11 protein-coding genes are annotated in these 15,694 nt (G+C 72.3%); all 11 read left to right on the top strand.

Annotated elements, in window-relative coordinates; genetic code table 11:
• The first annotated feature begins 20 nt into the window (after positions 1–20).
• The 11 genes from ACFW48_RS16500 to ACFW48_RS16550 all read left to right on the top strand — a co-directional run bounded on the left by ACFW48_RS16500 (position 21) and on the right by ACFW48_RS16550 (position 15,381).
• Positions 21–1,298: a Gfo/Idh/MocA family protein gene (locus ACFW48_RS16500; RefSeq protein ID WP_386315205.1), complete on the top strand. Its 1,278-nt coding sequence runs from the start codon at positions 21–23 to the stop codon at positions 1,296–1,298.
• Positions 1,299–1,314: 16 nt separating this feature from the next.
• A complete protein-coding gene (locus ACFW48_RS16505) occupies positions 1,315–2,313 on the top strand; it encodes a sugar phosphate isomerase/epimerase family protein (RefSeq protein ID WP_386315207.1) in 999 nt (332 codons plus the stop codon).
• A 359-nt stretch (positions 2,314–2,672) separates the two neighbouring features.
• On the top strand, positions 2,673–6,314 hold the full coding sequence (locus tag ACFW48_RS16510; RefSeq protein WP_386315678.1) for a ThuA domain-containing protein: 3,642 nt from the start codon (positions 2,673–2,675) through the stop codon (positions 6,312–6,314).
• A 112-nt stretch (positions 6,315–6,426) separates the two neighbouring features.
• Positions 6,427–7,602, top strand: a complete 1,176-nt coding sequence (locus tag ACFW48_RS16515) for an inositol-3-phosphate synthase (protein ID WP_386315209.1) — start codon at positions 6,427–6,429, stop codon at positions 7,600–7,602.
• The gene (locus ACFW48_RS16520) at positions 7,599–8,678 is read left to right on the top strand and encodes an SCO3242 family prenyltransferase (protein WP_386315211.1); all 1,080 of its coding nucleotides are present in this window, start codon (positions 7,599–7,601) and stop codon (positions 8,676–8,678) included. Before ACFW48_RS16515 ends, ACFW48_RS16520 begins: the two co-directional genes overlap by 4 nt.
• Before the next feature lie 326 nt (positions 8,679–9,004).
• Complete coding sequence (locus tag ACFW48_RS16525; protein ID WP_386315680.1) at positions 9,005–9,889, top strand: sugar phosphate isomerase/epimerase family protein; 885 nt, start codon at positions 9,005–9,007, stop codon at positions 9,887–9,889.
• Between the two features lie 16 nt (positions 9,890–9,905).
• Positions 9,906–10,643 (top strand): EboA domain-containing protein, encoded by a 738-nt coding sequence (locus ACFW48_RS16530; protein WP_386315213.1) that lies wholly within the window; start codon positions 9,906–9,908, stop codon positions 10,641–10,643.
• Positions 10,643–11,491 (top strand): TatD family hydrolase, encoded by an 849-nt coding sequence (locus ACFW48_RS16535; protein ID WP_386315215.1) that lies wholly within the window; start codon positions 10,643–10,645, stop codon positions 11,489–11,491. The genes ACFW48_RS16530 and ACFW48_RS16535 overlap by 1 nt, the downstream gene beginning before the upstream one ends.
• 3 nt (positions 11,492–11,494) lie before the next feature.
• Positions 11,495–12,667 carry a metabolite traffic protein EboE gene (eboE, locus tag ACFW48_RS16540; RefSeq protein ID WP_386315216.1) on the top strand — a complete coding sequence of 391 codons (1,173 nt, stop codon included), beginning with the start codon at positions 11,495–11,497 and terminating at the stop codon, positions 12,665–12,667.
• Entirely contained in the window at positions 12,664–14,061 is a 1,398-nt protein-coding gene (locus ACFW48_RS16545; protein ID WP_386315218.1) for an alkaline phosphatase family protein, read from the top strand. The genes eboE and ACFW48_RS16545 overlap by 4 nt, the downstream gene beginning before the upstream one ends.
• A 114-nt stretch (positions 14,062–14,175) precedes the next feature.
• Complete coding sequence (locus tag ACFW48_RS16550) at positions 14,176–15,381, top strand: sugar phosphate isomerase/epimerase family protein (RefSeq protein WP_386315219.1); 1,206 nt, start codon at positions 14,176–14,178, stop codon at positions 15,379–15,381.
• Positions 15,382–15,694 lie beyond the last annotated feature (313 nt).

Here is a 15,694-nt window from a genome sequence, read left to right on the forward strand (position 1 = left end):
ACGACGAGGAGGACATCCGCATGGGACAGCCGCAGCAGCCCGAGGGGGCCGGGGCGGAGGCATCAGCCGCCGGAACCGGGACCGACAGCGGGACCGGAACCAGGGCGACGGGGGCATCCGCGACCAGACCGCCGCTGCGCGTCGGCATGGTCGGCTACGCCTTCATGGGTGCCGCACACTCCCAGGGCTGGCGCACCGCCGGCCGGGTCTTCGACCTGCCGCTGAACCCGGTACTGGCCGCGATCTGCGGCCGGGACGCCGACGCCGTCCGCACCGCGGCCGACCGGCACGGCTGGGCGAGCGCCGAGACCGACTGGCGGGCCCTGTTGGAACGGGACGACATCGACCTCGTCGACATCTGCACCCCCGGCGACAGCCACGCCGAGATCGCGCTGGCCGCGCTCGCCGCCGGAAAGCACGTCCTGTGCGAGAAACCGCTGGCCAACACCGTCGCGGAGGCGGAGGCGATGACCCGGGCCGCCGACGAGGCCCACGCCCGGGGCCAGTTGGCGATGGTCGGGTTCAACTACCGCCGGGTGCCGGCCACCGCGCTGGCCCGGCGGATGGTGGCAGAGGGCCGCGTCGGCCGGCTGCGGCACGTGCGGGTGACGTACCTCCAGGACTGGCTGGTGGACCCGAAGGCGCCGCTGACCTGGCGGCTGCGCAAGGAGCTGGCCGGTTCCGGAGCCCTCGGCGACCTGGGCGCGCACATCGTCGACCTCGCGCAGTACCTGACGGGGGAGCGGATCGCGGGCGTCTCCGCCCTCACCGAGACCTTCGTACGGGAACGCCCGCTGCCCGAGGGCGCCGCCCGCGGGCTGTCGGCGGGCTCGGCGGACGGCGTCACCGGCGAGGTCACGGTCGACGACGCCGCCGTCTTCACCGGCCGTCTCACCTCCGGCGCCCTCGTCTCCTTCGAGGCCACCCGGTACGCCACCGGCCGCAAGAACGCCCTGCGCATCGAACTCAACGGTGAGCGCGGCTCGCTCGCCTTCGACCTGGAGCGGCTCAACGAGCTGTCGTACCACGACGGTACGGAGCCGGGGGAGCACGCCGGATTCCGCCGCATCCTCGTCACCGAACCCGAGCACCCCTACCTGGACGCCTGGTGGCCGCCGGGCCACGGGCTCGGCTACGAGCACACCTTCGTCCACCAGGTGCGCGATCTCGTCCACGCCGTCGCCGAGGGCCGTCGGCCCGAACCGTCCTTCGCCGACGGGCTGCAGGTGCAGCGCGTGCTCGCGGCGGTGGAGGAGAGCGCCGAGAAGAACTCCGTCTACACCCCGATCGCCCTCTGAGGAGGCTGGCAGCGACATGCCGCGCAACTTCACTCTCTTCACCGGCCAGTGGGCGGACCTGCCCCTGGAGGAGGTCTGCCGCCTCGCCCGCGACTTCGGCTACGAGGGACTGGAACTCGCCTGCTGGGGCGACCACTTCGAGGTCGACAAGGCCCTCGCGGACCCCTCCTACGTGGACTCCCGCCACCAGTTGCTCGACAAGTACGGGCTGAAGTGCTGGGCGATCTCCAACCACCTCGTCGGCCAGGCGGTCTGCGACGCCATCATCGACGAACGCCACCAGGCCATCCTGCCCGGCCGCATCTGGGGCGACGGCGACGCGGAGGGCGTGCGGCAGCGCGCCGCCGCCGAGATCAAGGACACCGCACGGGCCGCGGCACGCCTCGGCGTCGACACCGTCATCGGCTTCACCGGGTCGGCCATCTGGCACCTGGTCGCCATGTTCCCGCCCGCCCCCGAGTCGATGATCGAGCGCGGGTACCAGGACTTCGCCGACCGCTGGAACCCGATCCTCGACGTCTTCGACGCCGAGGGCGTGCGGTTCGCCCACGAGGTCCACCCCAGCGAGATCGCCTACGACTACTGGACCACCCAGCGGGCCCTGGAGGCGGTCGACCACCGGCCCGCCTTCGGCCTCAACTTCGACCCGTCCCACTTCGTGTGGCAGGACCTCGACCCCGTCGGCTTCCTGTGGGACTTCCGCGACCGGATCTACCACGTCGACTGCAAGGAGGCCCGCAAGCGTCTCGACGGCCGCAACGGGCGGCTCGGCTCCCACCTGCCGTGGGGCGACCCGCGCCGCGGCTGGGACTTCGTGTCGGCCGGCCACGGTGACGTGCCCTGGGAGGACGTCTTCCGGATGCTGCGCTCCATCGACTACCGGGGTCCCGTCTCCGTCGAGTGGGAGGACGCCGGCATGGACCGGCTCCAGGGGGCCCCCGAGGCTCTCACCCGTCTCAAGGCCTTCGACTTCGAGCCGCCCAGCGCGTCCTTCGACGCCGCGTTCAACAGCTGAGCCGGGGCGCGTCGACAGCTGATACACGCAGCCCCACGGCAGGTCGGGGGCGGGGGCCGGAATGTCCGCCGGTCCCCGGTCCGACCTGCCCGAATCCTACTTTGTCCCGCATTGGGCAAAAGTTGAATCAGTCCTGGCCCAAGGGGTGTTGGCCCCGGAAGAACGCGGTTACCGTCCCTGAAGTGTTCAGGACACCCATACCTCCGGGGTGACGGCGCACCCCGGCGCCCGCACGGCACGTCTTCGCACCCATCCCGTACGGCCCATCCCGTTCCCGGAGGGACTTCGTGCACCGAAGCAGACTCGGAAAGTCCAAACCCACCAGGCTTCGCACCACCCTCGCCCTGCTGACCGGCCTGATGCTGGCCGTGGGTACCCCGGCGACCGTCGCCGGCGCCCACCCCGGCCACCCGGAACACGATGAACCGGCAGCCGCCGAGGGACAGTTCCAGCAGGTACCGCTCGCCAAGGGCGAACCCGAGATGGGCGAGCCGATGTCGCTCGCCGTGCTCCCGGACCGCAGCGTCCTGCACACCTCGCGCGACGGCACGCTGCGCCTCACCGACCAGGGCGGCGTCACCAAGGTCGCCGGCAAGCTCGACGTCTACAGCCACGACGAGGAGGGGCTGCAGGGCGTCGGCATCGACCCGGACTTCAAGAACAACCGGGCGATCTACCTCTACTACGCCCCGCCGCTCGACACCCCCGCGGGCGACGCCCCCGAGACCGGCACCGCCGAGGACTTCGAGAAGTTCGACGGCGTCAACCGCCTCTCCCGCTTCGTCCTGGGCGCCAACGGCACGCTGGACATGGCCAGCGAGAAGAAGGTGCTGGACGTCGCGGCCTCCCGCGGCACCTGCTGCCACGTCGGCGGCGACATCGACTTCGACGCCGAGGGCAACCTCTACCTGTCCACCGGCGACGACACCAACCCCTTCGCCTCCGACGGCTTCACGCCGATCGACGAGCGACCGGACCGCAACCCGGCCTTCGACGCCCGCCGCAGCTCCGGCAACACCAACGACCTGCGCGGCAAGATCCTGCGCATCAAGGTCGCCGAGGACGGCTCGTACACCGTCCCGGAGGGCAACCTCTTCGCCCCGGGCACCGAGAAGACCCGTCCCGAGATCTACGCGATGGGCTTCCGCAACCCGTTCCGGATGAGCGTCGACGACAAGACCGGCACCATCTACGTCGGTGACTACGGCCCCGACGCCGGTGCCGCCGACCCGAACCGGGGCCCGGCGGGACAGGTCGAGTTCGCCAAGGTGACCAAGCCCGCCAACTTCGGCTGGCCGTTCTGCACCGGCGACAACGACGCCTACGTCGACTACGACTTCGCCACCAAGACCTCCGGCGAGAAGTTCGACTGCGCCGCCCCGAAGAACACCTCGCCGCACAACACGGGCCTCGTCGACCTGCCGCCCGCGCAGGCCGCCTGGATCCCCTACGACGACGGCAGCGTGCCCGAGTTCGGCACCGGCTCCGAGTCCCCGATGGCCGGCCCGGTCTACCGCTACGACCCCGAGCTGGACTCCTCCGTGAAGTTCCCCGAGGCGTACGACGGCGACTTCTTCGCGGGTGAGTTCGGCCGCCGCTGGATCAAGCGGATCGAGCAGAACGCCGACGGGACGGTCGCGAAGATCAACGACTTCCCGTGGACCGGCACCCAGATCATGGACATGGAGTTCGGCCCCGACGGCGCGCTCTACGTGCTGGACTACGGCGTCTCCTGGTTCCAGGGCGACGAGAACTCCGCGCTCTACCGGATCGAGAACGCCGAGGACGGCTTCTCCCCGATCGCCGAGGTGAGCGCCGACAAGACGTCCGGCGCCGCCGGTCTGAAGGTCAAGTTCACCGCCTCCGTCAAGGACGCCGACTCCCCGGACCTCACCTACAGCTGGGACTTCGGCGACGGCACCGAGGGCGAGGGCCTCACCCCCACCCACAAGTACAAGAAGGTCGGCACCTACACCGCGACCTTCACCGCGAAGGACCCCGAGGGCAACACCGGCAGCGCCAGTGTCCGCATCGTGGTCGGCAACACCGAGCCCAAGGTGAAGATCGAGGTACCGGGCAACGGCAGCCTGGCCGCCTTCGGCGAGCCCGTCCCCTTCAAGGTGACCGTCACCGATCCCGAGGAGACGGTCGACTGCTCGAAGGTCAAGGTCGCCTACAGCCTCGGCCACGACTCCCACGCCCACGAGCTGACCAGCGAGATGGGCTGTGAGGGCACCCTCAAGCCGCCGCCGGGCGACGGCGGACACGACCCCAACGCCAACATCTACGGCGTCGTCGGCGCCAGTTACACCGACGGCGGGGCAGGCGGCCAGGAGGCCCTGACCGGCACCGCGCGCACCGTGATCCAGCCGCTGCACCGCCAGGCCGAACACTTCACCACCCAGTCGGGCGTGAAGACGTACGACAAGACCGGCGCCAACGGCGGCAAGACCGTCGGCGACATCGACGACGGCGACTGGATCTCCTTCAGCCCCTACAGGTTCGACGGGCAGAAGAAGCTGACCGTCCGGGCCTCCTCCGGCGGCGCCGGCGGCTTCGTCGAACTGCGCACCGGCTCGCCCACCGGCAAGCTGCACGGCTCGGCGTACATCCCGCCGACCGGCAGCTGGGAGACGTTCCAGAACATCGACGTGCCGCTGCGGTCGCTGCCGAAGCGCACCACGGAGATCTACCTGGTCTTCCGGGGCGGCGACGGCGCGCTGTACGACGTGGACGACTTCGAGTTCTCCAAGGAGCCGTCCAAGAAGGGCAAGAAGGTCCTGGTCTTCTCCAAGACGGCGGGCTTCCGGCACGACTCCATCCCGGAGGGTGTCGCCGCGCTGAAGGAGCTGGGCGCCCCGGCCGGCATCTCCGTCACCGCGACCGAGGAGGCCAGGCAGTTCACCACGGCCAACCTCGCCAAGTACGACGCGGTGGCCTTCATGTCCACCACCGGTGACGTGCTCGACGCCGACCAGCAGAAGGCGTTCGAGAACTACGTCAAGAACGGCGGCGGCTACATGGGTATCCACGCCGCCGCCGACACCGAGTACGACTGGGAGTTCTACGGCGGCCTCGTCGGCGCCCACTTCGCCTCGCACCCGGCCATCCAGAAGGCCACCGTGCGCGTCGAGGACCACGACCACCCGTCGACCGCGCACCTGGACGACGCGTGGGAGCGCACCGACGAGTGGTACAACTACCGCACCAACCCGCGCGAGCAGGCCAAGGTCCTCGCCACCCTCGACGAGACCACCTACGAGGGCGGCACCATGAAGGGCGACCACCCCATCGCCTGGTGCCAGAGCTACGGCGGCGGCCGCTCCTTCTACACCGGCGGCGGCCACACCAAGGAGTCGTACGCCGACGAGGCCTTCCGCACCCATTTGCTCGGCGGCATGCAGTACGCCACCGGCCAGGTCAAGGCGGACTGCAAGCCGGACAAGGGCTACCGGGACATCTTCAACGGCCAGACCCTGGACGGCTGGAAGCAGGCCGGCCCCGGCACGTTCGACGTCAAGGACGGCGCCCTGGAGTCCGAGGGCGGCATGGGCCTGCTCTGGTACCAGGCCAAGGAGCTGGAGTCGTACTCCCTCAAGCTCGACTGGAAGATGCGGGGGGACGACAACTCCGGGATCTTCGTGGGCTTCCCGGCCTCCGACGACCCCTGGTCCGCGGTGAACAAGGGCTACGAGATCCAGATCGACGCCACGGACGCGCCCGACCGCACCACGGGCTCCGTCTACTCCTTCAAGTCGGCGAACATCAAGGCCCGTGACCAGGTCCTGCGTCCGCCCGGCCAGTGGAACTCCTACGAGATCAAGGTCCAGGGCGAACGCCTCCAGGTGTTCCTCAACGGAGTCAAGATCAACGACTTCACCAACAAGGACCCCGAGCGGAGCCTGACCGACGGCTACATCGGCCTCCAGAACCACGGCGCCGACGACCAGGTCTCCTTCCGCGACATCCAGCTGAAGGAACTGCCCGCCAAGGGCGACTAGAACGGCGGCGGGCGGAGGACGCCGGACCTCCGCCCGCCGTCTCGCCGGGCACCGCGCCCGGGCCCCGCTTCCGGCACTCGCACCCGGTTCGCGTACGACAAGGAGGCTGCCCATGTCCGCCGAACCGTCCCTGCCCACCCCCTCCTCGGCCCCCCGCCTCGGTGTCTGGCTCATCGGTGCGCGCGGTTCCGTGGCCACCACCGCTGTCGCGGGCTGCGCGGCCGTCGCCGCCGGGCTCCATCCGCCGACCGGGATGGTCACCGAGACCGCACCCTTCGCCTCGTGCGGTCTGCCATCGTTGTCGTCCCTCGTCTTCGGCGGTCACGACACCGTCGACTGCCCGCTGCCCAAGCGTGCCGAGCACCTCGCCGCCGGTGGCGTCCTGCCGCACGGCCTGCCGTCCGCCGTACACGCCGAACTCGTCGCCGCCGACCAGGAGATCAGGCCTGGCGGCCCCCACCCCGGGGGCGCGGACGGCGGCCCGGACCGCACCCAGGACGAGTGGATCGACGTGTTCGCGGCCGACATCAGCGACTTCGTGCGGCGCCAGGGCCTCGCGGGCGCCGTCGTGGTCAACGTCGCCTCCACCGAACCCGTCCCCACCGACGGCACGCTGCCGCCCAGCTCCCTCTACGCGGCGGCCGCCCTGCGCGCCGGCTGCCCCTACGTCAACTTCACCCCCTCCACGGGCCTGCACCACCCGGTGCTGGCCCCGCTCGCCGACTCCTCGGGCGTGCCCTACGCGGGCCGCGACGGTAAAACCGGGCAGACCCTGCTGCGCTCAGTACTCGGCCCGATGTTCCTGCAACGCGCCCTCGCCGTGCGCGCCTGGTCCGGCACCAACCTCCTGGGCGGCGGCGACGGCGCCGCCCTCGCCGACCCCGCGGCGGCCGCCGCCAAGAACGCGGGCAAGGAACGCGTCCTCGCCGACACCCTCGGCGCCGCGCCCGAGGGCGAGGTCCACATCGACGACGTGCCCGCGCTCGGTGACTGGAAGACCGCCTGGGACCACATCGCCTTCGACGGCTTCCTCGGCGCCCGCATGGTCCTCCAGACCACCTGGCAGGGCTGCGACTCGGCGCTCGCCGCGCCGCTCGTACTCGACTTGGCGCGGCTGGTCGCCCGCGCCCACGAAAGGGGCCTGTCCGGCCCGCAGGGCGAACTGGGCTTCTACTTCAAGGACCCGGTGGGCCATGGCCCGTCGTCACTGGCCGAGCAGTACGCGGAGCTGGTGGGCTTCGCCGAGCGGCTGCGGGACGGCGCCGACGACCCCGGGGCGCAGCGGTGAGCCGCACGGTCACCGTGGCGCGGGACGCGTCCGCACGCGCCGGAGCCGCGGGGCGCGGCCCGGACGGCGCGGACGACGCCTCGACCCCCGGCGGCGGCACGCCCCGCGCGCCCCGCCCGACCGGCTCCGGCCGCGCGGGTGCCTGGGCCGAACTGCTGCGCCTGCCCGCGCTGTTCACCGTCCCCGGTGACGCCCTGGCCGGTGCGGCGGCGGCCGGCGCGCGCCCAGGGCCCCGCACCCTGCTCGCCATCGGCTCCTCCCTGTGCCTGTACGAGGCCGGCATGGCCCTGAACGACTGGGCGGACCGCGCCGAGGACGCCGTGGAACGCCCGCACCGCCCGCTTCCGTCCGGCCGCGTCCGCCCGGCCGCCGCCCTCACCGCGGCCTGCGGCCTCACCGGCGTCGGCCTGCTGCTCGCCGCCCGCGCCGGCCGGCCCGCCCTCGCGGTGGCCGCACCGCTGGCGGCGACCGTCTGGGCCTACGACCTGGGGCTGAAGCACACGCCGGCCGGTCCCGCGGCCATGGCCGCCGCCCGCGGACTGGACCTGCTCCTGGGCGCGGCCGCGACCGGTGGCGGCACCCGGGCCGCACTGCCCTCCGCCGCACTGCTCGGCAGCCACACCCTCGCGGTCACGGCCGTCTCCCGCCGGGAGACCACCGGCGGCTCGGTCCTGGCCCCGCTGGCGGCCCTCGCGACGACGGGGGCGCTGACCCGGCTGGTCACCCACCGCCGCACCCGACTCCCGGCAGGCCGGTGGGCAGCAGCCGCCCCCGGCCTGCCGGGCTCCAGCCCCGCCGGGGGTCCGTCCCGAGGCACCGGCGGCGCCCTTGCCACCGCCTTGGGTGCCGCCTACGCCGCCACGGCCGCCCGCCCCTACTTCCACGCCACGCTCAACCCCTCGCCCCCACTCACCCAACGGGCCGTCGGCGGCGGCATCCGGGCCACGATCCCGCTCCAGGCCGCGCTCGCCGCCCGTTCCGGCGCGACCGCCACGTCCCTCCTGGTCGCGGCCCTGGCCCCGGCCGGCCGGATGTTCGCGCGAAGGGCGGCCATGAGGAAGGTGAGCATCACGTGAGCCGGAACCCGCACCAGGGTGCGAACGCGGCCACGTCCGCCTTCGCGTCCATGCCTGCCTCTGCGTCCGGGCCTGCGCCCGCTCACGGCTCTGGGTCTGCGCCCGTCCACGGCTCTGGGTCTGTGTCCGCTCACGGCTCTGGGTCTGCGCCCGTCCACGGCTCTGGGTCTGTGTCCGCTCACGGCTCCGGGCCTGCGCCCGTCCACGGCTCTGGGCCCGCGCTCGCCCACGGCTCCGGGCCCGCGCTCGCCCGCGGCTCCACGGCCACATCCGTCTCCGCGTCCGCAGGCCCGCGGGCCACCCCGGACGGTGACCCTCCGCCCCCTATCCGCTTCGGCTACGGCACCAACGGCCTCGCCGACCTCCGTCTCGACGACGCCCTCGCCCTCCTCGCCGACCTCGGCTACGACGGCGTCGGCCTGACCCTCGACCACATGCACCTCGACCCGCTCGCCGACGACCTGGCCGCCCGCACCCGCCGGGTCGCGCACCGGCTGGACGCGCTCGGGCTGGGCGTCACCGTGGAGACGGGCGCCCGCTATGTGCTCGACCCGCGTCGCAAGCACGGCCCCTCCCTCCTCGACCCGGACCCGGACGACCGGGCCCGCCGCGCCGACCTCCTCGTCCGCGCCGTCCGGGTCGCCGCCGACCTGGGTGCCCACGCCGTGCACTGCTTCAGCGGCATCACGCCGGCCGGGACGGACGAGGACACGGCATGGAAGCGGCTGGCCGAGTCCCTCTCCCCGGTCCTGGACGCCGCCGCCACCGAGGGCGTCCCCCTGGCCGTCGAACCCGAACCGGGCCACCTCCTCGCCACCCTCGCCGACTTCCACCGACTGCGGCGCACCCTCGGCGACCGGGAGCACCTCGGCCTCACCCTGGACATCGGCCACTGCCAGTGCCTCGAACCCCTCCCTCCCGCCGACTGCGTGCGCGCCGCCGCCCCCTGGCTGCGCCACGTACAGATCGAGGACATGCGCCGCGGCGTGCACGAACACCTCCCCTTCGGTGACGGCGAGATCGACTTCCCGCCCGTCCTCGATGCCCTAGCCGCCACCGGCTACCAGGGCCTGACCGTCGTCGAACTGCCGCGCCACTCCCATGCGGGCCCCCACTTCGCCGAACGCTCCCTCCCCTTCCTCCGCGAGGCCGCGGCAGCGACCGCGACCCGTCCCACGAACCGCTCCGGCGAGCCCTCCGCCACCCACTGAAGGGAGAGCCACACCCATGACGCAGCCCCATGCCGCCCACGTCACCCCGAGCACCCAGGACGCGGCTGGCACCCCCGCCGGACGGGACATTCAGGGCACCACCCCCGCCCACGTCCCACCGGCCGACCTGCGTGCCACCCTCACCGCCGAACTCGGCGGAGCCGCCCGGGCCTGGCTGGACCAGGCCCTGGACGAGGCCGCCGCCCACCCCGGCGGCCACGGCCCCATCTCCGTGTGGGAGCTGCGCCTGGCCGAGGCGGGCCGCCGCTGCGGACCCGCCCACGCCGACGCCGCCCGGGTCCTCGTCCTGCACGCGGCCCACGCCGACCCGGAGGCGCTGGCCCGGGTCTACTCCCAGGGCACCGCCGACGAACGCCGTGCCGTCCTGTACGCGCTGCCCCACCTCGTGCCCGGCCCCGAGGCCCTCCCGCTCGTCGAGGACGCCCTGCGCACCAACGACACCCGTCTGGTCGCCGCCGCCCTCGGCCCGTACGCCGCCCGGCACCTGGATCCGCACCAGTGGCGGCACGCCGTTCTGAAGTGCCTGTTCACCGGCGTCCCCGTGGCCCACGTGGCGGACCTCGACCGGCGGGCCCGCGCCGACGCCGAACTCGCCCGCATGCTCGCCGACTACGCCGCCGAACGCACCGCCGCGGGCCGCCCGGTCCCCGTAGACCTGCACCGCGTCCTGGCCCTGACCGAGCCCGCGCGCTCCTCGCACGGCACGGCCGACCCCCACGGCAAGGAGTCCTGATGCGCATCTTCGACCCCCACATCCACATGACGTCCCGGACCACCGACGACTACGAGGCCATGCACGCCGCCGGTGTCCGCGCCGTCGTCGAGCCCTCCTTCTGGCTCGGCCAGCCCCGCACCTCTCCCGCCTCCTTCCGCGACTACTTCGACGCCCTGCTCGGCTGGGAGCCCTTCCGCGCCGCCCAGTACGGCATCGCCCACCACTGCACCATCGCCCTCAACCCCAAGGAGGCGAACGACCCCCGGTGCCTGCCCGTCCTCGACGAACTGCCCCGCTATCTCGTCAAGGACCGCGTGGTGGCGGTCGGTGAGATCGGCTACGACTCGATGACCCCGGCCGAGGACACCGCCCTGGCCACCCAGCTCCAGCTCGCCGCCGAACACGGCCTGCCCGCCCTCGTGCACACCCCGCACCGCGACAAGCTGGCCGGGCTGCGGCGCACCATGGACGTGGTGCGCGAGTCCGCGCTGCCCACGGACCGGGTGCTGGTCGACCACCTCAACGAGACCACCGTCAAGGTGGCCAAGGACAGCGGCGCCTGGCTCGGCTTCTCCGTCTATCCGGACACCAAGATGGACGAGGCGCGGATGGTCGCCCTCCTGCGCGAGTACGGCCCGGAACAGGTCCTGGTGAACTCCGCCGCCGACTGGGGGAAGAGCGACCCGCTCAAGACCCGCAAGGTCGGCGACCTGATGCTCGACGAGGGCTTCACCGAGGACGACGTGGACCGGGTGCTGTGGCGCAACCCCGTAGCCTTCTACGGACTCAGCGGGCGGCTGGTCCTCGACGTGACCCCGGCCGACGCCACGCACGAGGGCAACTCCATCCTGCGCGGCGGGGAGTGAGCCATGCGCTTCCGGCACCCCGACGGCTCGACCGTCCACCTCGCCTACTGCACCAACGTCCACCCCGCCGAGACCCTCGACGGCGTCCTCGCCCAGCTCCGCGACCACTGCGAGCCGGTCCGCCGCCGCCTGGGCCGCGACCGCCTCGGCATCGGACTGTGGCTCGCCCGCGACGCCGCCCACGCCCTGGTCACCGACCCCGCCGCACTGCGCGGGCTGCGCACCGAACTCGACCGGCGCGGTCTGGAGGTCGTCACCCTCAACGGCTTTCCCTATGAGGGCTTCGGTGCCGGGGAGGTCAAGTACCGCGTCTACAAACCGGACTGGGCCGACCCCGAACGCCTCGACCACACCACCTCCCTGGCCCGCGTCCTCGCCGGCCTCCTGCCCGACGACGTCACGGACGGCACCATCTCCACCCTGCCCCTCGCGTGGCGCACCGCGTACGACGACACCCGCGCCGACAAGGCCCGCACCGCCCTGGTCACCCTCGCCGAACGCCTCGACGCCCTCCAGGAACTGACCGGACGCTCCATCCGCGTCGGCCTGGAACCCGAACCCGGTTGTGTCGTGGAGACCACCCACGACGCCATCGCACCGCTGACCGCGATCGCCCACGACCGCATCGGCGTCTGCGTCGACACCTGCCACCTCGCCACCTCCTTCGAAGACCCGCACACCGCCCTGGACGCCCTCACCGACGCCCGCGTCCCCATCGTCAAGTCCCAGCTCTCCGCCGCCCTGCACGCCGAACAGCCCTCTCTCCCCGAGGTCCGCGAGGCTCTCGCCGCCTTCGCCGAACCCCGCTTCCTGCACCAGACCCGCGCCGCCACCCCCGCCGGCCTGAACGGCACCGACGACCTCGACGAGGCCCTGGCGGACGGCGGCACCCTGCCCGGCACCGCGCCCTGGCGCGCCCACTTCCACGTCCCCCTCCACGCGGCCCCCGCCGCGCCCCTCACCTCCACCCTCCCCGTGCTCACGGCAGCACTGACCCGGCTCGTCGGCGGCCGGCACCCGCTCACCCGCCATCTGGAGGTCGAGACCTACACCTGGCAGGCCCTCCCGCCCGAGCTGCGGCCCCGCGCCCGCGCCCAGCTCACCGACGGCATCGCCGCCGAGCTGACCCTCGCCCGCGACCTGTTGACGGACCTCGGCCTGAAGGAGCTGCCATGACCCCACCGATCCACTCCGACGGACCGACCCCACTCCTCGTCCTGGACGTCGTCGGCCTCACCCCCCGTCTCCTCGACCACATGCCCCACCTCAAGAAGCTCGGCCAGTCCGGCTCCCGCGCGCCGCTGGGCACCGTCCTGCCCGCCGTCACCTGCGCTGCCCAGTCCACCTTCCTCACTGGCACCCATCCCTCCGAGCACGGCATCGTCGGCAACGGCTGGTACTTCCGCGAACTCGGCGACGTCCTGCTCTGGCGCCAGCACAACGGACTCGTCGCCGGCGACAAGCTCTGGGACGCCGCCCGCCGCGCCCACCCCGGCTACACCGTCGCCAACATCTGCTGGTGGTACGCCATGGGCGCCGACACCGACTTCACCGTCACCCCCCGTCCCGTCTACTACGCCGACGGCCGCAAGGAACCCGACTGCTACACCCGGCCCCCGGCCCTGCACGACGAACTCACCGACAGACTCGGCACCTTCCCGCTCTTCCACTTCTGGGGACCCGGCGCGGACCTGGTCTCCAGCCAGTGGATCATCGACGCGACCCGGCACGTCATGGCCACCCGCCACCCCGACCTGACGCTCTGTTACCTCCCTCACCTCGACTACGACCTGCAGCGCTTCGGCCCCGACGACCCGCGGTCGCTGAAGGCCGCCGCCGACCTGGACGCGGCGCTGGCACCGCTCCTCGACGACGCCCGCGCCGAGGGCCGCACCGTCGTCGCACTGTCCGAGTACGGCATCACCCGCGTGAACCGGCCCGTCGACATCAACCGCGCCCTGCGCCGCGCCGGCCTGCTGGAGGTGCACACGCAGGACGGCATGGAGTACCTCGACCCGATGGCCTCCCGCGCCTTCGCGGTCGCGGACCACCAGGTCGCCCATGTCTACGTGCGCCGTCCCGAGGACCTCGACGCCACCCGCGCCGCCCTCGACGGACTGCCCGGGATCGAGCAACTCCTCGACGACGAGGGCAAGAAGGCCCACCACCTCGACCACCCGCGTGCCGGCGAGCTCGTCGCCGTGGCGGAGCCGGACGCCTGGTTCACGTACTACTACTGGCTCGACGACGACCGCGCGCCCGACTTCGCGCAGCTCGTCGAGATCCACCGCAAACCCGGCTACGACCCGGTCGAGCTGTTCATGGACCCCCTCGACCCCTACGTCAAGGTCAAGGCGGGCGCCGCCCTGGCCCGCAAGAAACTCGGCATGCGCTACCGCATGGCGGTCGTGCCCCTGGATCCCTCACCTATTCGAGGCAGCCACGGCCGCATCCCAGCGAGCGACGACGACGGTCCGCTCCTCATCTGCTCCACCCCCCGCGCTGTCGGAGACCGCGTCGCGGCCACCGATGTGAAACAACTCCTGCTCCAGCTCGCCGGACTCGGCTGACGCGGCACCACGTACGGCCCCCGAGATCCAGCTACTGAGAGTGAAACACACGGCACTGACAACGGCCCGCCCCAGCCGCAACAGGGCAGGCCACGACCCAGAAGGCAGGCACCCGTGACCCTGTTCTCCGACCCATCCCGCACCGACGCCACCACGGACCCGGCCGTCGACGGCCCGGGCGAAGGGCTGCGCCGCACCCTCGGCGTGGACCGGCGCCGCTTCCTCAGCACGTGTACCGCCGTGGCGGCCGGAGCCGTCGCGGCCCCCGTCTTCGGCGCCGCCCCCGCCCTCGCCCAGGACCGGGACAGAGACCACGGGCATGGACATGGGCACGGCGGGCACGTCCTCGTCCCGGCGGACAAGCGCGGCATCATCCTGTACACCGTCCGGGACGCCACCGGTCGTGACCCCCTCGCCACCGACCTGCCCTCCGGCTTCCGCGAGGTGTTCAAGCAGCTGGCGCGCCACGGTTACCGGCAGGTGGAGTTCGCCGGGTACCGCCAGCACGCCAACGCGCCCGGCGGCGCGAACCTGGAAACCGTCGAGGGCGCCAGGCTGCTGCGCTGCTGGCTCGACGACTACGGCCTGCGCGCCCAGGGCAACCACGGCTTCATCCCGTCCTCCTGGCCGCTGACCACGGCGGACAAGGACACCTTCAAGAAGCACTTGGAGATCGCCAACATCCTCGGCCTCGACCACATGGGCACCGGTGGCGACCCCACCGGCAGCTCCTACCGCGCCGACTGGGACGTGGCCGCCGACAAGTGGAACGCCCTCGGCGCGATCGCCCACCGCGAAGGCGTCAAGCTCTACACCCACAACCACGACAGCGCCTACGGCTTCCTGCTCGACGGCGGTCCGCTGGACGACCAGGGCCGGCCGACCCGCAGCTCGGGCATCCGGAAGCTGGAGTACTTCCTGAAGGTCACCGACCCGAGGCTCGTATGGCTGGAGATGGACATCTTCTGGGCGCACGTCGCCCAGTACAAGTTCCACACGTACACCGCACATGACGGCTCGACCCGTAAGCAGGTCTTCGACCCGGCCGGACTCGTCGCCCGCAACAACAAGCGCTACCCGCTGTTCCACGCCAAGGACGGTGTCGTCAGCACCACCAACGGCATGGGCTACGACATGGTGCCCTTCGGAACCGGCGTCATCGACTACACGACGTTCTTCTCGCGGGTCGGGCAGCGGAACTACCACAACCCGATGATCGAGGACGACAACTCCCCGAGCGCCACCGATCCCGGTCAGTCGCTGCGGGAGGCCAAGATCAGCTACGACAACCTGGCGGCCCTGCGCAAGCGGCGCCGCTAGGGCCTGTCCGGCGGATCAGGTCGCAGGAAAGCGACGGCGTCTCATCAGCGCGGGTGAGCGGGGGCTGGTGCGTCCAGCTGCAAGGCGGAGGAGGGCGGTAACGCGATGCGGGTCCCCCCGCGCATGGGGTCCCCCCCGCTCGAGCGAAGCCGAGCGTGGGGGAGAAGCCAAGCGTGGGGGAGTCGACAACCGACGACAACGCCGCAGATGGGCGTGCCGGCCCCCGCGTCTGCGGCATGATCCGCCGGACAGGCCACTAGCCGTCCCGCTCGGCAGTACGGCGGCGGCCCTTCCCGTGAGACACCTCGCGGGG

It is taken from the genome of Streptomyces sp. NPDC058812, from assembly GCF_042744565.1.
In the GTDB taxonomy this organism is placed as follows: Bacteria; Actinomycetota; Actinomycetes; order Streptomycetales; family Streptomycetaceae; genus Streptomyces; species Streptomyces thinghirensis.

Coding starts and splice junctions, on each gene's coding strand:
- ACFW48_RS16505 (WP_386315207.1), top strand. CDS start 1,315: ATGCCGCGCAACTTCACTCTCTTCACCGGCCAGTGGGCGGACCTGCCC.
- ACFW48_RS16530 (WP_386315213.1), top strand. CDS start 9,906: ATGACGCAGCCCCATGCCGCCCACGTCACCCCGAGCACCCAGGACGCG.
- eboE (WP_386315216.1), top strand. CDS start 11,495: ATGCGCTTCCGGCACCCCGACGGCTCGACCGTCCACCTCGCCTACTGC.
- ACFW48_RS16500 (WP_386315205.1), top strand. CDS start 21: ATGGGACAGCCGCAGCAGCCCGAGGGGGCCGGGGCGGAGGCATCAGCC.
- ACFW48_RS16510 (WP_386315678.1), top strand. CDS start 2,673: ATGCTGGCCGTGGGTACCCCGGCGACCGTCGCCGGCGCCCACCCCGGC.
- ACFW48_RS16515 (WP_386315209.1), top strand. CDS start 6,427: ATGTCCGCCGAACCGTCCCTGCCCACCCCCTCCTCGGCCCCCCGCCTC.
- ACFW48_RS16535 (WP_386315215.1), top strand. CDS start 10,643: ATGCGCATCTTCGACCCCCACATCCACATGACGTCCCGGACCACCGAC.
- ACFW48_RS16545 (WP_386315218.1), top strand. CDS start 12,664: ATGACCCCACCGATCCACTCCGACGGACCGACCCCACTCCTCGTCCTG.